Raw genomic sequence first — 17421 nt, forward strand, 5'->3', positions numbered from 1 at the left:
ATGCCTGACTATGACTACATCCGCGAAGGGGATGCGATCTATGAACGCTCCTTTGCGATCATCCGCAGCGAAGCTGATCTCAAGCGTTTTCCCGAAGCCGAGGCCGATGTCGCCGTCCGCATGATCCATGCCTGCGGACTGGTGGAAGCTGCAGAACATTTCCTGTTCTCCCCCGATTTCGTCGCATCCGCCCGCAAGGCGCTGACTGACGGTGCGCCGATCTTCTGCGATGCCGAGATGGTCGCTCGCGGCGTCACCCGCGCCCGTCTGCCTGCTGCCAATGAGGTGATCTGCACCTTGCAGGATCCGCGAACCGCCGACATCGCAAAGTCGATCGGCAATACGCGCTCGGCAGCTGCCATGCATCTGTGGACCGATCGGCTTGCCGGCTCAGTCGTTGCCATCGGCAATGCCCCGACCGCGCTCTTCCATCTTCTGGAAATGCTGCGCGATGGCGCGCCGAAGCCTGCTGCCATCATCGGCATGCCCGTCGGCTTCGTCGGCGCGGCGGAATCGAAGGATGCATTGGCCGAAAACTCCTATGGCGTTCCCTTTGCCATCGTGCGTGGCCGGCTTGGCGGCAGCGCCATGACGGCAGCCGCCCTTAATGCTCTGGCGAGGCCCGGCCTATGAGCACGCCTCCCAACGGACAGTTGATCGGCGTCGGCACCGGCCCCGGCGATCCCGAACTCCTGACGGTGAAGGCCGTCAAGGCTCTCGAGCGCGCCGATGTCGTCGCCTACTTCGCCAAGCAGGGAAGAGGCGGCAACGGCAAGGCGATCGTCGGCGAGTTTCTGAGAACGGACGTAAAGCTGCTACCGCTCTACTATCCCGTCACGACCGAGATCGACAAGGACGCTCCGGAGTATCTCAGTCAAATCACCGCCTTCTATGATGCCTCGGCCGAAATGGTGGCGGCGCATCTGCGCGAAGGTAAGACGGTTGCCGTGCTGAGCGAAGGCGATCCACTTTTTTACGGTTCCTATATGCATCTGCATGTGCGCCTTGCCGATCGATTCCCGACCGAAGTCATACCCGGCGTGACGGCCATGTCCGGCTGCTGGTCTCTGGCCGGATTGCCGATGGTGCAGGGAGACGACGTTCTCTCCGTGCTGCCGGGAACGATGGCGGAAGCCGAACTTACCCGCCGTCTGGTCGATACGCAGGCCGCCGTCATCATGAAAGTCGGCCGCAACCTGCCAAAAATCCGCCGCGCGCTTGACGCCGCCGGCCGGCTGGAGGAAGCCATCTATGTCGAGCGCGGCACGATGGCAAACAGCGCCCTGACGCCGCTCGCCAGCCGCGATGATACCGAAGCGCCGTATTTCTCGCTGGTCCTGGTTCCAGGCTGGGAAAACAGGCCATGAGCGGGCGTCTCTATGTTATTGGCACAGGCCCCGGCAATCCCCGGCAGACGACACCGGAGGCACTCGCTGCCGTCGCCGATGCCCATGAATTCTATGGCTACGGCCCCTATCTCGACCGCCTGACGCTGCGCAGCGACCAGATCCGCCAGGCATCCGACAACCGCGAGGAGCTGGACCGTGCCAAGGTGGCGCTGCAGCGGGCCGCAGCCGGCATCAATGTCTGCGTCGTCTCCGGCGGCGATCCCGGCGTCTTCGCCATGGCCGCAGCGGTCTGCGAGGCGATCGATCATGGTCCGGCAGAGTGGCGTACGGTGGACCTTATCGTTGTGCCGGGCATTACCGCTATGCTGGCCGTCGCGGCCCGTATCGGCGCGCCCCTCGGCCACGATTTCTGCGCGATTTCGCTGTCGGACAATCTGAAGCCCTGGCCGCTGATCGAGAGCCGTCTCCGCGCCGTCGCCGAAGCAGGCTTCGTGATCGCGCTTTACAATCCGATCAGCAAGGCACGGCCCTGGCAGCTCGGCAAAGCCTTTGAAATCGTTCGCGATATACTGCCTACGGACACCCCGGTCATTTTCGGCCGAGCTGCGGGCCGTCCCGACGAGCGCATAACGGTGGCGCGGCTTGGCGATGCCGAGGCTTCACAGGCCGATATGGCAACCTGCGTCATCATTGGCTCCGCCGAAACGCGCATGATTGCCCGCGAAGGACGCCCCGATCTGGTCTATACGCCGCGTTTCATCAAGGAAGAGGCGAAATGATCGATCCGACCGAGCGCAGCGTCGACCGTTTCGACCACCGGCAGGCCGGCGGTTTCCGCGCGCTCGACCATGACTACCTTGATGCCGAGCTGCCTTGCTGCCTCGATCTTCCCGTAAGTCGCGTCACCGCCGCTGTTCTTGGCGACGACGATCTCGATCTGATGTTGTCGCAGCATGTCGAGTTCGTCGGCCAGCCGAAAAGGGCCTCGGCGGTGGATATAGCTGACATTGGGTACCGTCAACGGCGGTTCGACGGGATCGACGCTGCGGACCCAGTAATGGTGCTGCGGCGCCGTATTCGCTTGATGCGCCTCTTGCCGGCCAGTCGCCAGGAAAACACGCAAAGGCACATCGCCGAGCGCAGCTATGGCCTGCGAAACGCTATGCACGGAGAACCAGTCATCGCCTTCGACCGGCACCCATGCCGGACGGCGCAAGGCAAAGGCGGTCACATCGCATTGAGCAGCCGCTTGCGCGGCATTGGCCGAGATGCGGGCTGCGAAAGGATGGGTGGCATCGATCAGCAGATCGATCGCCTCTTCACGAAGATACCGGGCAAGCCCTTCGGCGCCACCGAAGCCACCGCTGCGGACCGGAACGGGTTGCGGGGCCGGATCGGCCGTCCTGCCGGCGAGCGACAGGATGACGTCGAGATCGGCGCGCGGGGCAAGGGCTGCCGCCAGCGCACGCGCCTCCGTCGTACCCCCCAGGATCAGAATGCGGGCCTTGCCCATGGCTGAGACACCTTCCATTCAACGCTGGCTCACTCTTATCGGCATCGGCGAAGACGGTCCAGCCGGCCTTGGCGACGAGGCCAAACAACTGATCGCTGAAGCGCCGGTGGTCTTCGGCGGTGTACGCCACATCGAGCTGATGAGGCCGCTGATAACAGGCGAAACGCATCAATGGCTTTCGCCATTCGAAAAATCCGTCGAGGCGGTGCTTGCCCGGCGCGGAGAACCGACTGTGGTTCTTGCCTCCGGCGATCCCTTCTTCTACGGCGTCGGCGCGACGCTTTCACGACACATTCCGGTTTCTGAAATGACAGTCATTCCGGCTCCCTCCTCCTTCAGTCTTGCCGCATCGCGCCTCGGCTGGCCTCTGCAGGAAACGACAGTTCTCTCGCTCCATGGCCGGCCCATCGACTTGATCCGGCCGCATCTGCATTCGGGCCGCAAGATTCTGGCGCTGACATCCGATGGCAAAGGTCCCGCCGAGTTGGCCAGGCTACTGCAAAGCTCAGGCTTCGGCCCATCCGAGCTCACGGTTCTCGAAGCACTGGGCGGCCCGCATGAGAAAGTCTCCCGGCAAACTACAGCTGATTTTGCCCTCTCCGGCGTCAACGATTTGAACATCTGTGGCATCGACGTCAAAGCGGAAGCCGGCGCGCGGATTTTGTCGCTGAGCGCCGGTTTGGCCGACGAGCTTTTCGAGCATGACGGGCAGATCACCAAGCGGGAGATCCGCGCAATGACGCTATCCGCGCTCGCGCCGCGTCACGGTGAGCTGCTCTGGGATATCGGCGCCGGCTCCGGCTCGATCGGCATCGAATGGATGTTGGCCGATCCCTCGCTGCGCGCCACTGCCATCGAGGCTTCCGTTGAACGCGTCGGTCGAATCCGCCGAAACGCGGCGAATTTCGGTGTACCGGGCCTGACCATTGTCGAAGGCGAGGCACCGGCTGCTCTTACCGGCCTGCCGGCACCGGATGCGATCTTCATCGGTGGCGGCGGCAGCGATGCCGGCGTGCTCGATGCCGCGATCGGCCAATTGAAAAGCGGCGGCAGGCTGGTCGCCAATGCCGTGACAACAGAGATGGAAGCGCTTCTGCTTGCCGAGCAGGCGCGCCGGGGCGGCTCGCTGATCCGCATCGACATTGCCCGCGCCGCGCCCGTCGGCCGCATGACCGGCTGGCGGCCGGCCATGCCGGTGACGCAATGGTCGTGGACCAAGCCATAATTGAGAATGAGGTAGAGCGATGACAGTGCATTTCATTGGCGCAGGCCCGGGAGCCGCCGACCTGATCACGGTGCGTGGCCGGGATCTGATCGGCAAGTGCCCGGTCTGCCTTTATGCCGGCTCGATCGTTTCGCCGGAACTGCTGCAATATTGCCCGCCCGGCGCCCGCATCATCGACACGGCGCCGATGTCGCTCGACGAGATCGAGGCGGAGTATCTGAAAGCGGCCACCGCCGGCGAGGATGTCGCGCGCCTGCATTCCGGCGATCTCTCGGTCTGGAGCGCGGTCGCCGAACAGATCCGCAGGCTCGAACAGCATGGCATCGACTATACGCTGACCCCAGGCGTTCCCGCTTTCGCAGCCGCCGCTTCGGCGCTTGGACGCGAGCTGACAATCCCGGCCGTTGCTCAAAGCCTGGTTCTGACGCGGGTGTCAGGCCGTGCCTCGCCGATGCCGAACAACGAGACGCTGGAGAAATTCGGCGCAACCGGGGCGACGCTTGCCATTCATCTGGCGATCCACGCACTCGAAAAGGTCGTTGAGGACCTGACGCCGCTTTACGGCGCGGACTGCCCGGTTGCGATCGTCGTCAAAGCATCCTGGCCCGATGAGCGGATTATTCGGGGCACGCTTGCCACGATCGAGTCAAAGGTAGCAGCAGAGCCGATCGAGCGCACCGCTTTGATCTTCGTCGGCCCGTCGCTCGCCGCCAGCGATTTCCGCGAAAGTTCGCTTTACGATCCCACCTACCAGCGTCGTTTCCGTGGCCGCCAATAACGCCGGACACCGTTGCAAATCCCCTCGAAATTTCCTCTAGTCGATCGCGGCGAGCCGCTGGGCAAAAGAGGATCAGGAAATGCAGCGCATTACCATCACTATTGATGACGATCTTCTGGAGACGATCGACAAGATCAGCGCGCAGCGCGGCTACGCAAGCCGCTCGGAAACCTTGCGCGATCTCGTCCGCGATGCCGTGACCCGCGCGCAACCGACCATAGACGGGGAAGCGAGATGCTACGCAGCCCTTGCCTATGTTTATGAACACGAGACCCGCGACCTGTCGCGCCGGCTGACGACGGCGCAACACGATCACCACGATCTTTCAGTCTCGACACTTCATGTTCATATCGACGGACAAGATTGCCTCGAAGTCTCCGTGCTGAAGGGTAAGGTGGACGAGATAAAGACCTTTGCCGACAGCGTCGTGACGCAGCGCGGCGTACGCTTCTGGAACCTGCACATCATTCCCTCGGACGATGGCGCAGATCACCCCGAAACCCATTCGCATGGCTGAGCCGGCGGGTCAGTTGCCCGCGGACTACTCAGTCGGAGCTGATGACATAGGCAATACTCCCTGGGAGCAGCAACCGAAACCGAGCGGCTCAACAGGGCCAATGATGCCGGCGGCTTCCAGCATCGGCTTCGGCGCCGATCCGGATCATGCCTCCCGGGCAGCAAGCACCGTCGAGCCGAAGTCGCTGCTCACTGCATAAGATTTCCTTAGGCCTTGACGAAGGACGACGAAGCATAAATGTCTTCCTTTCACGGCAAATGGGGGAAACGATGAAGATACTCGGCATATCGGGCAGCCTGCGTAAAGGCTCCTTCAACACGGCCCTGCTACACGCGGCCGTCGAATTGGCGCCAAGCGGCGTCGAACTGATCGCCCGCACCATTCACGGCGTACCGCTCTACGACGCCGATCTCGAGGCTGCGGATGGCATTCCGGAAAAAGTACACGAGCTCAAGGACCTCGCCATTTCAGCCGATGGGCTGATCCTGTTTACGCCGGAGTACAACAATTCGCTCCCAGGCGTCTTCAAGAATGCCATCGACTGGATGAGCCGGCCCTCCACGGACATCGCCCAGGTTTTCGGCGGAAAGCCGATCGCCGTCCTCGGAGCTTCGCCGGGCAATTTCGGCACCATTCTCAGCCAGAACGCCTGGTTGACGGTGTTGCGCACGCTCGGCGCCGAAGCCTGGTTCGGCGGTCGGCTCATGGTGTCGCGTGCCGGCAGTGTCTTTGATGTGGATGGGGCGATCATCGACGAGAAAGTGAAGCACAATCTTGCGGCTTTCATCGATGGCTTCACGGCTTTCGTCGCGGACCGCAAAAAGGGCTGATCTGTGGCTCTGCGGGTGGACCGGACCGCAAACATGGAGCCTATGATTGAACCGATGAATGACCTAATGTGAACGTGGTGCCGAGTCCCGGCACCTCCGGGGCCTCGCACATCTTCTTCCTTCGAAAGCCATGAAATCCAATAGTACCGGTTACGTCTTCACGCTGTTGGCAATCAGCATATTTGCCATACAGGACGGCATCTCAAAGCACCTTGTCAGTGCTTATCCGCCGCTTCTGGTGGCGATGATCCGCTATTGGGCTTTCATGCTTTTCGCTGTCGCGATGGCCTCGCGTGCACCGGGCGGCCTGCGGCGTAACGTCAGGACCAAGCGCCCTGTCCTGCAGATTGCCCGAGGCCTGCTGCTCGCCGCGCAGATCGTCGTCGCCATCTCGTCCTTCGTCATCGTCGGCCTTGCCCATTCGCAGGCGATCTTTTCATCCGGCCCGCTGATGGTGGCCTTGCTGTCCATCCCGATCCTCGGCGAGAAGGTCGGCTGGCGGCGATGGCTGGCGATCTGCTTCGGCTTTGTCGGCGTGCTGCTGATCCTGAAGCCGGAAAGCGGCGTCTTCGACACGCGCTTCCTCGTGCCGCTCTTCGGCGCATTGCTATTTTCGCTCTATGTCGTCCTGACACGCTATGTCAGCCGCGAGGACGGCGCCATGACCAGCTTTTTCTATACGGGCGTGGTAGGCGCGGTCGCCATGAGCTGCATCGGGCCGTTCTTCTGGACATCGCTTGCCCCGCATGACTGGATCTTCATGGGCATTCTCTGCCTGACCGGCGTTTCGAGCCATTATTTCCTCATCCGCGCCTATGACATGCTTGACGCGGTGGTCATCCAGCCCCTGACTTATCTGCAGCTCGTCTTCTCCGCCATTATCGGCGTCACCATATTCGGCGAAAAACTGAGCGCGCCCATGATCCTGGGCGCGCTCATCGTCGTTGCGGCGGGCATATTCACGATCTGGCGCGAACATGCCCTGGCGAGAACCAGACTGAAGACCGGCAAGGCATCGGCAGGCTAAGCATCGACCTGAGCGCGCGGCTGCGCCTCGGTGTAGTAGCTCACATATTTCTGCCGGTAACGCTCCGTTCCGCCGAAATCGCTGTAGCGCGGCAGTTCCGACATGTCGGTCTTGTTGAGGATCACACCGAGGATGCGCGAGTTGATCTGCGGCTCCTGCTCGAGAACATCACGCACCAGATTGGTCGGCGTTGCGCCCCATTCGGTCACCAGCAGGAAGGCATCGACCTGCGGCGCAAAGGCCTTTGCGTCGATGACGGGACCAAGCGGTGCAAGGTCGACGATGATGTAGTCGAACATCTTGCGTGCATTTTCCATCAGATGCTGCATGCCCTGCGAGGAGAGAAGTTCGCTGGTGTGCAGCAGCTGATCGCGCACGGCGACCGGAAGAATGGCAAGCTTGGTGCGCGGATCGACTTTCACGGCATTCGTCCAGGGCACCTCGCCCAGCACAGCCTCGATCAAGCCGGCCTGCGGCGGCGTCTTCAGCGTCCGGCTGAGGCCCGGATTGCGCAAGTCGGCATCGATGAGCAGCGTGCGCTTGCCGCTGCTTGCAAGCAGCGCCGCAAAATTGGCTGCCGTCGTCGACTTGCCTTCGCCCGGCAGTGCCGAGACGACGCCAATGACACGGTCAGCACGACCCTGCAGCATCACGTCGCTGGCGAGCTTCGCATTCCTCAAGGTCTCGGCGAAGATCGAACGCGGCGCTTCGACGGAGATGCGCATCATGCGCTCGAAGGCGACACCGTTTTCTCCCTCTTCCGCCGTTATCGGCTCCGCTCCGGCATCGGCCTTGCGTGACTTCTTCTTGTTCTTGTTGTTCTTGCTCTGCTGACCGAGCAGCGGCAGATAGCCCAGGAACTTCAATCCGAGAGCAGCCCGCACGTCGGCCTCGACGCGGAAGAAGCGGTCACGGAACTCCTGGAACGCGGCAACACCGCAGCCAACCATCAGACCGAGGATGACCGAGAGCGCCATGACGAGCGTCTTCTTCGGGCTGGACGGCGCGGTCGGCACCCCGGCAACCGAGATGACGCGTGCCTTAGCTATCGGGAAGGATCGCTGCTGGGTCGCCTGCTCGAAGCGGCCGAGATAGGATTCGTAAAGCGTCTTCAGCGCCGATGCCTTCTGGTTCAGCTCATTCAGGTGAACCAGCGACTTGTTGGCCTCGGAATTCTTGCCGACGACCTTGTCGATGCTTTCGCGCAGCGACTCCGCCCGCGACTGCGCGACATCAAGCTCGTTCTTGTAGCTGGCAGTCAGCTGCTGAAGCACCTGATAGATCTGCCGGGTAATATCCTGCCGCTCGGCCTTGAGCGCGACGGCTTGCGGATGATCGGCGCCAAAATTCTGCGTGACGTCCTGTTCGCGCTTTTCGACGGCGAGATAGCGCGTTTTCAAGTCCTGCAGCACCGAGTTGTCGGTCGAGCTCGACGAGATGGTCGCGTTCTTGACGGCGTTGTCAGGGCCTTGGTCGATGATCGACTTATATTGATTGTAGCGGGCGGCTGCACTGGCCGTATCGGCCTGGGCGATGATCAGCTGCTTGTTCAGATCGGAAATCTGCTGTTCCGACATCAGTTCGCCGCCGGTTGACGTCAGGCCGTTGTCGGCCTTGTATTTCTCGACTTCGAGCGAAGCCTCCTGGGCGCGCTGGCGCAGGTCGTTCAAGCGTTCCTGCAACCAGACGGAAGCGCGTTCGGTCGCGTCGAAATTGGCGTTCAGCTGGTCGGTCAGATAGGCGTCGGCGTAAGCGCTCGTAACCTTGGCGGCGAGACGCTTGTCCGTCGAACTGAAGGAGACGGCTACGACCGAGCTGCGCGTGACGCGCTCGACCTTCAGATTGTCCTGCAGAACGGCAGCCACCTTCTGACGCTGCGCCTCCCGCTGCTCCTCGGGCGTCATCGGCGGGCGGCCGGGCGTGAAGACGCTGACGATCAGGCTGACGCCGGATTTGAGCAACGCCGCCGGAGACACCGGCGGATTGAGCAATGTATTGTTGTCCGAAAGGCCCGCCGTATCGACGACGCGCAAGGCCATCTCGTTTGATTTGAGGATTTCGACCGCGCTGGCGATCTCCATGTCCGCCTGCTGACTGCTGGCCGCCGGCGGCTGATCCTCAGCATATTTCGTCATGGTCTCGTCAAGCAATATCTGCGTCATCGAGGTGTAGCTCGATGTTGCAGTGAGCAGATAGGCGACGGCCAGAATGACAAAAGCGGCCACGGCGAAAATGATGGTGCGGATGCGCCGGATCACGACGGCCATCAGCCGGTCGAGATCGATAAAGCTATCCTGCGACTCCGCTTGCGGAAGAGCGCTGTGGAAAGTGAAGTTCTTCTGATGCATGGCGACCACCTTGTCGGAGAAGCCCGAATGAACAATAGCCATGGCCCGCGGCCTTACCGGCCGCAGGCCACAATGTGAACAGGCTTAAGCGGCGGTCATCTGCGCTTCGTGCGAGACGACCATGTTGCGGATCGAGTCGTAGACCAAGCCGCCGATATCGGAGCGAGCGAGCGCGAAGGCGACGTTCGCTTCGATGAAGCCGTGCTTGGACCCGCAGTCGAACGTGCGACCGTTATAGACCTGAGCGTGGAAGGACTGCGTCTCGGAAAGGCGCAGCATGCCGTCGGTCAGCTGGATCTCATTGCCGGCACCGCGCTCCTGACGGGCCAGAATGTCGAAGATCTCGGGCTGCAGAATATAACGGCCATTGAGGTAAAAGTTTGAAGGCGCCTCGGACGGATGCGGCTTCTCGACCATTTTGGTCACGGCAAAGCCATGGCGCACGGACTCGCCCTTGCCGATAATGCCGTATTTCGAGGTTTCTTCCGGAGCGCATTCCTCGACAGCGACGATGTTGCCGCCGGTCTCATTGTAGAGGTCCATCAAGCCGGCCATGCAGCCGCGAATGCCGTAGCAGAGCATGTCGGGCAAAAGCAGCGCGAAGGGCTCGTTGCCGATCAGGTCGCGGGCACACCAGACGGCGTGGCCGAGGCCGAGCGGAGCCTGCTGGCGGGTGAAGCTGACAGCACCCGGCCGCGGCAGGAGGCGTTCCAGCTCGCTGACCTGGTGGCTCTTGCCTGCCTTTTGCAGCGAAGAAATCAGCTCCGGCGTGTCGTCGAAATGATCTTCGATCGCCGACTTGTTGCGGCTGGTGACGAAGACGATGTGCTCGATGCCAGCTTCGATGGCTTCATCGACGGCATATTGCACGACCGGACGATCGACGATCGTCAGCATCTCCTTTGGCATCGCCTTGGTGGCGGGCAGGAAGCGCGTTCCATTGCCGGCAACCGGGATGACTGCTTTTCTCACACGATGTTTGGGGTCCATGGCTCTATCCTTTGTTAGAGTGAGGGCCTGCGCCCATGTTAGGCAGGGGGGAGGAAAGTTGGGAGGTAGGCGACGGCTGGCGACCGCTCCGCAGAGATGCGGCCAACCGACGAAAACGCGCAAAGATCGGCATGCTGAGATGGCGTACGGCCCGCGGGTTGAGGCATGCGATCTTGAGCATCGCCTGCAATTCACGTTCCTTGATGCTGTCGACCAGCTTCAGGAACGCGATGACGTCCTTCAGATTGCGCGTGCGCCGCCGCTGTGCGGCAAGAGCAGCGGCCCCGAAGGGATGTTCGGCGAAGAATCTGGTATCTGCGGCAAGCATGGCTTCGACATGGTCTTGCCTGAGAACACGCGAGATCGACCCATCGCGAATGTAATACAAATAGCCTACGGTCGGCTCGACGACGCAGGCGCCACCGCGAGCGAGAGCGGAAGCGAGGAAAATGTAATCCTCGCCAATCCGCAGGGTCTCATCGAAGCGCAGACGATGCTTCTCGACGAAGGCTCGCTCGAAGACCGGCTTCATATAGCCGAAATTGTGCTCCGACTGGAAAATCATGTTCGAGGCGATGAATTTTGCCAGCGTCAGCGTCGGCATACGTGCCAACATCGGCTCCGGGAACATCGGCAGCATCGTGCCCACGTCCTCACGGATGACGTCGAGATTGTCGACCGCGATCTGCGCCTCGGCCTTTTCCGCCCTGGCGATCAGGCGGGCCATGCGGTCAGGACGCAGGGCATCATCAGAATCGAGCACGGCTACCCAGCGGCCCCGGGCCGCATCGAGCCCGGCATTGCGGGCAGCGCCCGGACCGCCATTGCGGGCCATGGCAACGAGATGCACCCGGGGATCGGGATGGTTGCCGGCAATCTCGCGCGTGCCGTCCGTCGAGCAATCATCGACGACGATGACTTCCATGCTGACGGCACCTTGCGCGAGGGCGCTGTCGATGGCGCGCTCAAGCGTTTCCTCCGCGTTGTAGGCGGCGATGACGAAACTGACATCGGGGATGAAATCCGTCATTGCGGTGCTTTCTCCAGACTTCCGTATTGCTCGATTTCGCGAACTCCGAAGAGGCCGCTGACAACACCGGCATGCATGATGCCGCGCAGGCCATAGCGATGCCGCTTGATGGGAGAGGCGGACAGCAATGCGGCAGCGGCAAAGCAGTAGGCGGATTTCGTGGCCGCCAGCGTAATCGCACGCCAGCGCCCGAAACCGCCCTTGCCTTCCAGCAGCATGCGCCCATGCGTCTGGCCCATGCGATATCGGCGCTTCGACAGCCAGGAAACCGTGGCACGCCCATTGGGGACGGGTTCATAGACCAGCGCATCCTCGGCAAAGGCGATCTTGCCGCCGGCCTTGTGCATATGGGTGAAAAACTCGGTGTCCTCGCCGCCGCTGCGGCCAAGCGCGATGTTGAACCGCCGTCCGGCAAGCGAAGGTGCGCTGCGGCGCAGCAGCACATTGCAGGTGTAGCCGGTCAGAATATCTCCCGCGACCCAGACGGGCAGCGTCGAATGGAAGTCGCCGCGCTGCATCCAGGCCGGAGCGATATTCGCGTACACGGCCTGGACAGGTCCGAGAACGGCATCGGCGCCGGTCGTATCGGCCATGATGAGCATTTCGGTCAGCCAATCCTCCGACGCCGTCTCGTCGTCATCGATGAAAGCGAGGAAATCGCCGCTGGCATGATCCAGGCAGGCATTGCGGGCGATCGAGATGTTCGAAGCCGGGCAATGGACATAGGTGATCTCGAAGGGCACGGCCGTACGCATGGCATCGACGCGACCCCGCGCGCTCGGCGTCACATCATTATCGGCAACGATGATCCGGATGACCGCACCTGTGGGGACGCTGAGCACGGCAAGCGACAGCAACGTCTGATCGAGCTCTGCCCGTCGATAGGTGCAGACCGCTATGTCGATTTTTATCGGGCGTCGATGGACTTGTGTCATGACGCGACCCTGCGATTGCGGAAGCTGAAAACTTCCATCCAGAAGCCCATGGACCAGGCGAAATGCATGACCATGGCGGAAATTGCGGCCAGCGGACCGTAGGGGTTCTTCTGGCCGAGAGCGATCCAGAAACCATAGGCGATGCAGGCGACGGCCCACAGACCAACCGGGATAACCGCAATCCAGTTAAGGACCGCCAGGAAGGCACCGATGAAAATCGGCACGACCGCAAGCGGCAGCATCTGGCGCAGGCTCGGCATGCTGCGATGCTTGAGAATATTGCGCGCGCGGCCGCGGCCATAACCGAGATATTGCTTGAAGAGCGTCGGGACGCTAGCGCGCGGATAGTAGGTCATGGCGGTCTTGTCGGTCAGCCAGATCCGATACCCCGCCTTGTTCAGCCGATAATCCAGCTCGGCATCCTCGTTGTGGCTGAAGCTTTCGTCGTAACCGCCGACGGCGCGGAAGGCGGCAACGCGCATCAGCGCATGGTGCCCATGCTCCGCCCAATCGCCCTTGGCTCCTTCGCGATGTTTGGAGCCACCGTTGCCGAGCTTGGAGTTCTGAGCGACGGCCGTCGCCTTCTGGAAGGCGCTGAAACCCATGGTGCGCATGGCGACGACGACGGAATCCGCGCCCGTCGCACCGGCCTCTTGCACCAGCGTCTGGCAGTAATCGTCCGGATAATCGCCATGGGCGTCGATACGGATAAAATACTCATGATCGTCGCCGAACGTCTCGATGGCGAGATTGATCGCTGCGCTCTGCAGCCGCTTCGGATTGTCGAGCAGCAGAACGCGCGAATCTCTCAGCGCTATATCCCGGACGATCTCGCGCGTGCGATCGGTGCTGCCGCCATCAGCCACCACGATCTTGGCGTCGAGTTCATCCAGAGCCTGCCCGAGTTTGCCGATCAGCGGCTCGATATGCTTTTCCTCGTTGAGGCAAGGAATAACGATTATGCAGCGCATGTCCCCTGAGCTTTCGGTCGTCATTGCAATCCACCTCTATTGCGATGCAGTTGTGGGAGGGCCTGTACTTCGGCAATCTGCTCATTGGCGCGCGTCAGCGACGCCAGCCGCTGCACCAGTCCCTGACAGTCGGCGCGATCCATCATCCATTGCTTGCGATCCTGGGACGCCACGGCCTCGAAAGCGGCGAGATAACGCTTCGTGTCCATCTCACTCAAAAGCGCCGCCAGATGCTCGGCATCAGCCTCGTCGAGCGTAAGCCCGATCCTTCGGCTCGCGAGAAATCTTGCCGTCTCGGTCCCCTTGATCGCGATCGGCACGGTGCCGTAGAGGCCGCCTTCGTAGAGACGGTTCGGCAGCAGCCAGCTGGAATTCAGACCTTCTTCGAAAAAGTCGATGGCCCACGAAAACTGGACTTCCCCGTAGATCGCCGAAAGATCCTCGGGGTTCTTGTAGGCGCCGGCAAAATGCATGAAGGGCGCATCGCGGACGGTGCGATCGAAGTCGTCGAACTCGGAATAGGCCGGGCGGCCCCGCAGGACGACCTCGAAACGGCCCTCCATCCGACGCGAGAATTGATCGAGCAAAGCCAACGACTTGCGGCAGCGAAGAGCGCCGAACCAGCCTATTTTCCATGGCTTGCCCGCAGCCGGCGGCCTTGCGGCCGATGCGATGGCGCGCGCTGCAGGCTCAAGCGCCAGCACCTTGTTTTCGAGCAGCATGACCGGCACGTGCAGCCCGGAGCGCGGGCGGAAATAACGTTCGATAAAGGCTGGCGAGCTGGTCACCAGCAATGCCGCCTGCGAACCGAAGTGGCGTTCCGCACTGCGAAGCGCACTGCCCACGACATCGTCGCGCAGCAGGAGCCGATGGATATCGAGGCATTCATAGACGATCGGCATATCGCCGCCGAAAACGGACTTGGCGCGATTGGCCAGCGCCAGCATTTCGAGATTGCGGCCGATGATGAGGTCCGGCCTTGCGACCGAGCGCAGCGCACCACGCAGTTTCGCCGCCGATCTGGCCACCGCGGCGATACGCTGCGCAAACTGGGCATCCTGCGTCTTGCCAAGTTCGATCGGCTCGACACCATGGATGGCAGCCAGCGCATTGTCGTCGCGCCGGAACCCCGCGAGCGTTACGAGCGCCCCGCCGGCCTGCAGCATCAGGACCCGCCTGCGCACAGCCGGGTCGGCAAGGTCATGGACAAAGTACAGTATATGCAGCATCAAAATTTCCGCTTTTGCGCCTGGCCAGGACCGGGCGCCTTGTGTGGTTGGTGTTGCATGGTGGCATTGCAACCGACCGCGCGGGATACCACGCGGCCGGCCATGTTCAATCGAGCTTGCAGGTGATCGATTCCGGGAACAGGCACTTCTCTCCCGGCGCAGTGAAGGCGACGCGCTTGATCTCCATGGTTGCCGGCTCACCGCCATAGGCGAACTTGCCCATCCAGCCACTGAGCGTATCGGTGCCCCATAGGCTGAAGAAGATCTTCTGCGCGTTCGTCGGTATCTTCGAAGGATCGGTGACTTCCTGAACGAGCTTGCCGTTCACGTAGTAGCGCAGACGATCCTTTTCCCAGACGAAGGCATAATCGTTGAAACCCTGGTCGGCCCCACCTGCAACCGGCACCAGCTTTTCGTTGCCGCCCTTGGCGGAAATATATTGGTTGAGCTGAACTTGGCCGGGATTCTTGCCGAGTACTTCGAAATCGATCTCGTCATGCGGCTTCTTATCGGTTGGGCCGATATAGGTGAAGAAGGCAGAGTTGAGACCAGGCCCCTTGGCTGTGCGGTAACGCGCCTCGTAGGTGCCGTAGCCGTAGCGTTTCATCGTCTGGATTTCGCCGCAAGCATAATTGCGATCGCCGGTCTTGGTCTGGGTGAACTGCAGTTGCAGCGCCCCATCCTTGACGCTCACCTGTTTTCGCGACCAGGTGCAATTCTGATAGGCTCCGTTGTTCCATCCATCGGAAATATACCAGCGGCCGGTATCCAGATGTTCGAAATTGTCGACGAATGACTGGCTGGTCGCCTGGTCATCCTGGGCGGACACGCCCTGCGGCAGGAAGCACGCGCTGATGAGCGCGATTGAGACAAGACCAAGTCTTTGCATGTAACTTCTTTTCGATGTCGTCATGGCATCACCTTCGCTTCGAACGCACTTGCCGATCTTCGGCGGCGCGATTCTGGACAGCACAGATTTCGGCTTGCGGGCGTACCCGGCTGCCAGTCAGCAGGTTGTGGAAGCTTGGCAGGGCGTAGCGCGCCATGCCGTTGGTCAGGGGCAGCAGCAGCAAGGCAAGTGCAGCAGCCAAAAGATAGAAAATCGGATAGAGTTCGCTGCCGCCGCGGTTCCAAAGAACCCAGAGACAGAAGAGCAGCGGATAATGGGCGCAAAAAATCCAGAAGCTGAGGCTGCCGGTTCCTGCCAGACCCCGTCCGATCCGGCTGCGGATAAAGATTGCCGATATTGCCCAGAATCCAGGAATGCCCACCAACACCATCAGATTGCGACAAACCTCAAGCCATAACGGCAGCCCAGGCCCTGTCATGTAGGCAGCCGTTGCCAGAAGCGCTGCAAGCGCAAAGAAGGCAGGCGCAATCAGGGCGGCATAGCGATCTATGAGCGTCACGTCGATACGATGGAGGCTCAGGTAGATTCCGAAGCTGAAACTGAAGAGGATCGAATTCCGCAGCACGATTCCGATAGATATGGGCCAAGCTGCAAGCAAGAGCAGAAAGACCAACGTCGGTAACGGAGCACGACGAATAAGAAAAGCCAGCACCGGCGACAGCAAAATACAAACAAAAAGATCGCGCAAGAAATAGAGCGGTAGATTTATCGGTTCACCGTCGATAGCGAGCAGGAGATTCGATATCGTATGTGAATTAGCTTCCGACAGATCCGGCAGATATCCATCACCGATACCGTAATACTGAAGAAGAAGTACGAACAGGAAGAACGCGCTATTCCATAACAGGAACGGCAAAATAACTGTCTTTGTCTTCCGGCTAATGGTTTCTGTATAGCTCTGCGGTGCCTTTCCATTACGAAACAGCAAGTATCCGGAGATCACGCTCAGGCAGGGAACACCTACACGGAACAAGCTGTCACGCAGGAACACTCGCAGCCAATCGAAAAAGCCATAGGCACCGTTGAACGGGCTGCTATGCGGATCGAACGGTATATGGACAAAGATTATGCCCGAGATGAGCACGATACGCATGAGGTTTATCCGCGAAGACACGTTGGCAGTCACATTCACGATGTCTGTCACCCCTTCTTCGGGCTGCATCCCCCCTCGCAGCCATTTCAAACAGAGCAGAGCAGAGCTCGCAGAGTTAACCTAGGGCGCTCTTCGGAAAGGGAATATGGCACCGCAGCAAAAATGAGTAAAAAATCATATGCGGATCAGTGCTGAAAACCCCGGTTTGTATACCTTTGAGCATGGAATAATCGATTTGAATTGGAGAAAAGCCCTGCTGCAAAAGGCACTTAGACGCCCGCCCGATCTTTCGATGCCGATTTCCGGCGAAGGGTTCGACCCGCTTTGTTTTTTTACTGGAAGGTGAAGATTTTTTGCAGCGCAGCAGAGTTTGGTAGGCGAACCATGACCAAAATGCGACAGCATTTCAATCCCTATAAGAAAAGCGATTCACATCGCTCCCCTCATGGGTGCATCGGCGTACGATCATGGCGCGCAATGTGTCACAATGATCCCTCGGCGGGATGGTCTGGATGCTGCCGCGCTCGGATAAAGTTTCAGAAAATCTCGTTTCTCAACATTGCTCGACACCGATTGGACGCTACCTGTTGGCGTCACAACGACCTCCGTTATGGGTCAATCGGCCGAAAAATTGTCGCGGATGCCGTTGGAAAGCCAATGATCATGCCCTCGGGGA

General features: G+C 60.7%; 17 protein-coding genes. 8 read left to right on the top strand and 9 right to left on the bottom strand.

Annotated features, from left to right (window positions below; all coding sequences use genetic code 11):
* The 3 genes from GA0061103_RS03200 to GA0061103_RS03210 are packed head-to-tail and all read left to right on the top strand — an operon-like array spanning window position 1 to window position 2128.
* Window positions 1-633, top strand: coding sequence for a precorrin-8X methylmutase (locus GA0061103_RS03200; protein ID WP_092707009.1), 633 nt, complete (start codon window positions 1-3; stop codon window positions 631-633).
* The gene (locus GA0061103_RS03205) at window positions 630-1367 is read left to right on the top strand and encodes a precorrin-2 C(20)-methyltransferase (RefSeq protein WP_092707011.1); all 738 of its coding nucleotides are present in this window, start codon (window positions 630-632) and stop codon (window positions 1365-1367) included. Before GA0061103_RS03200 ends, GA0061103_RS03205 begins: the two co-directional genes overlap by 4 nt.
* Window positions 1364-2128, top strand: coding sequence for a precorrin-3B C(17)-methyltransferase (locus GA0061103_RS03210; protein WP_092707013.1), 765 nt, complete (start codon window positions 1364-1366; stop codon window positions 2126-2128). Before GA0061103_RS03205 ends, GA0061103_RS03210 begins: the two co-directional genes overlap by 4 nt.
* Here GA0061103_RS03210 and GA0061103_RS03215 read toward each other — a convergent pair.
* Window positions 2092-2862 (bottom strand): cobalt-precorrin-6A reductase, encoded by a 771-nt coding sequence (locus GA0061103_RS03215; RefSeq protein ID WP_092708575.1) that lies wholly within the window; start codon window positions 2860-2862, stop codon window positions 2092-2094. The genes GA0061103_RS03210 and GA0061103_RS03215 overlap by 37 nt on opposite strands.
* On the opposite strand from GA0061103_RS03215, the gene cbiE reads away from it, so the two are divergent.
* From cbiE to GA0061103_RS03240, 5 genes are all read left to right on the top strand, one after another.
* Window positions 2846-4087, top strand: a complete 1242-nt coding sequence (cbiE, locus tag GA0061103_RS03220) for a precorrin-6y C5,15-methyltransferase (decarboxylating) subunit CbiE (RefSeq protein WP_092707015.1) — start codon at window positions 2846-2848, stop codon at window positions 4085-4087. The genes GA0061103_RS03215 and cbiE overlap by 17 nt on opposite strands.
* A gap of 19 nt (window positions 4088-4106) precedes the next feature.
* Window positions 4107-4865, top strand: coding sequence for a precorrin-4 C(11)-methyltransferase (gene cobM / locus GA0061103_RS03225; protein WP_092707017.1), 759 nt, complete (start codon window positions 4107-4109; stop codon window positions 4863-4865).
* A gap of 79 nt (window positions 4866-4944) precedes the next feature.
* Window positions 4945-5382 carry a nickel-responsive transcriptional regulator NikR gene (gene nikR / locus GA0061103_RS03230; protein ID WP_092707019.1) on the top strand — a complete coding sequence of 146 codons (438 nt, stop codon included), beginning with the start codon at window positions 4945-4947 and terminating at the stop codon, window positions 5380-5382.
* Window positions 5383-5651: 269 nt separating this feature from the next.
* On the top strand, window positions 5652-6212 hold the full coding sequence (locus GA0061103_RS03235; protein WP_092707021.1) for an NADPH-dependent FMN reductase: 561 nt from the start codon (window positions 5652-5654) through the stop codon (window positions 6210-6212).
* Between the two features lie 130 nt (window positions 6213-6342).
* A complete protein-coding gene (locus tag GA0061103_RS03240; protein ID WP_092707023.1) occupies window positions 6343-7239 on the top strand; it encodes a DMT family transporter in 897 nt (298 codons plus the stop codon).
* Here GA0061103_RS03240 and GA0061103_RS03245 read toward each other — a convergent pair.
* The 8 genes from GA0061103_RS03245 to GA0061103_RS03280 all read right to left on the bottom strand — a co-directional run bounded on the left by GA0061103_RS03245 (window position 7236) and on the right by GA0061103_RS03280 (window position 16814).
* Entirely contained in the window at window positions 7236-9587 is a 2352-nt protein-coding gene (locus GA0061103_RS03245) for a polysaccharide biosynthesis tyrosine autokinase (RefSeq protein ID WP_092708578.1), read from the bottom strand. The two genes, GA0061103_RS03240 and GA0061103_RS03245, sit on opposite strands and share 4 nt — an antisense overlap.
* 84 nt (window positions 9588-9671) lie before the next feature.
* The gene (gene galU, locus GA0061103_RS03250; protein WP_092707025.1) at window positions 9672-10577 is read right to left on the bottom strand and encodes a UTP--glucose-1-phosphate uridylyltransferase GalU; all 906 of its coding nucleotides are present in this window, start codon (window positions 10575-10577) and stop codon (window positions 9672-9674) included.
* 4 nt (window positions 10578-10581) lie between these two features.
* A complete protein-coding gene (locus GA0061103_RS03255; RefSeq protein WP_092707027.1) occupies window positions 10582-11607 on the bottom strand; it encodes a glycosyltransferase family 2 protein in 1026 nt (341 codons plus the stop codon).
* Complete coding sequence (locus tag GA0061103_RS03260) at window positions 11604-12542, bottom strand: glycosyltransferase family 2 protein (RefSeq protein ID WP_092707029.1); 939 nt, start codon at window positions 12540-12542, stop codon at window positions 11604-11606. The genes GA0061103_RS03255 and GA0061103_RS03260 overlap by 4 nt, the downstream gene beginning before the upstream one ends.
* Window positions 12539-13537: a glycosyltransferase family 2 protein gene (locus GA0061103_RS03265; protein ID WP_092707031.1), complete on the bottom strand. Its 999-nt coding sequence runs from the start codon at window positions 13535-13537 to the stop codon at window positions 12539-12541. Before GA0061103_RS03265 ends, GA0061103_RS03260 begins: the two co-directional genes overlap by 4 nt.
* Window positions 13534-14742 carry a glycosyl transferase family 1 gene (locus GA0061103_RS03270; protein WP_092707033.1) on the bottom strand — a complete coding sequence of 403 codons (1209 nt, stop codon included), beginning with the start codon at window positions 14740-14742 and terminating at the stop codon, window positions 13534-13536. Before GA0061103_RS03270 ends, GA0061103_RS03265 begins: the two co-directional genes overlap by 4 nt.
* A gap of 106 nt (window positions 14743-14848) precedes the next feature.
* Entirely contained in the window at window positions 14849-15655 is an 807-nt protein-coding gene (exoK, locus tag GA0061103_RS03275; RefSeq protein WP_092708581.1) for an endo-1,3-1,4-beta-glycanase ExoK, read from the bottom strand.
* A gap of 4 nt (window positions 15656-15659) precedes the next feature.
* Window positions 15660-16814 carry an acyltransferase family protein gene (locus tag GA0061103_RS03280; protein ID WP_245304642.1) on the bottom strand — a complete coding sequence of 385 codons (1155 nt, stop codon included), beginning with the start codon at window positions 16812-16814 and terminating at the stop codon, window positions 15660-15662.
* Between the last annotated feature and the right edge of the window lie 607 nt (window positions 16815-17421).

The sequence above is a fragment of the Martinezella multihospitum genome (genome assembly GCF_900094585.1).
Classification (GTDB): Bacteria; Pseudomonadota; Alphaproteobacteria; order Rhizobiales; family Rhizobiaceae; genus Rhizobium; species Rhizobium multihospitium.

Bases quoted from the DNA above. Each gene is read 5' to 3' on its own strand.
- nikR (WP_092707019.1), top strand. From the start codon at position 4,945: ATGCAGCGCATTACCATCACTATTGATGACGATCTTCTGGAGACGATC.
- GA0061103_RS03205 (WP_092707011.1), top strand. From the start codon at position 630: ATGAGCACGCCTCCCAACGGACAGTTGATCGGCGTCGGCACCGGCCCC.
- cobM (WP_092707017.1), top strand. From the start codon at position 4,107: ATGACAGTGCATTTCATTGGCGCAGGCCCGGGAGCCGCCGACCTGATC.
- GA0061103_RS03240 (WP_092707023.1), top strand. From the start codon at position 6,343: ATGAAATCCAATAGTACCGGTTACGTCTTCACGCTGTTGGCAATCAGC.
- GA0061103_RS03255 (WP_092707027.1), bottom strand. From the start codon at position 11,607: ATGACGGATTTCATCCCCGATGTCAGTTTCGTCATCGCCGCCTACAAC.
- GA0061103_RS03265 (WP_092707031.1), bottom strand. From the start codon at position 13,537: ATGACGACCGAAAGCTCAGGGGACATGCGCTGCATAATCGTTATTCCT.
- GA0061103_RS03215 (WP_092708575.1), bottom strand. From the start codon at position 2,862: ATGGGCAAGGCCCGCATTCTGATCCTGGGGGGTACGACGGAGGCGCGT.
- GA0061103_RS03200 (WP_092707009.1), top strand. From the start codon at position 1: ATGCCTGACTATGACTACATCCGCGAAGGGGATGCGATCTATGAACGC.
- cbiE (WP_092707015.1), top strand. From the start codon at position 2,846: ATGCGGGCCTTGCCCATGGCTGAGACACCTTCCATTCAACGCTGGCTC.
- GA0061103_RS03245 (WP_092708578.1), bottom strand. From the start codon at position 9,587: ATGCATCAGAAGAACTTCACTTTCCACAGCGCTCTTCCGCAAGCGGAG.
- GA0061103_RS03280 (WP_245304642.1), bottom strand. From the start codon at position 16,814: ATGCAGCCCGAAGAAGGGGTGACAGACATCGTGAATGTGACTGCCAAC.
- GA0061103_RS03260 (WP_092707029.1), bottom strand. From the start codon at position 12,542: ATGACACAAGTCCATCGACGCCCGATAAAAATCGACATAGCGGTCTGC.
- exoK (WP_092708581.1), bottom strand. From the start codon at position 15,655: ATGACGACATCGAAAAGAAGTTACATGCAAAGACTTGGTCTTGTCTCA.
- GA0061103_RS03270 (WP_092707033.1), bottom strand. From the start codon at position 14,742: ATGCTGCATATACTGTACTTTGTCCATGACCTTGCCGACCCGGCTGTG.
- GA0061103_RS03210 (WP_092707013.1), top strand. From the start codon at position 1,364: ATGAGCGGGCGTCTCTATGTTATTGGCACAGGCCCCGGCAATCCCCGG.
- GA0061103_RS03235 (WP_092707021.1), top strand. From the start codon at position 5,652: ATGAAGATACTCGGCATATCGGGCAGCCTGCGTAAAGGCTCCTTCAAC.
- galU (WP_092707025.1), bottom strand. From the start codon at position 10,577: ATGGACCCCAAACATCGTGTGAGAAAAGCAGTCATCCCGGTTGCCGGC.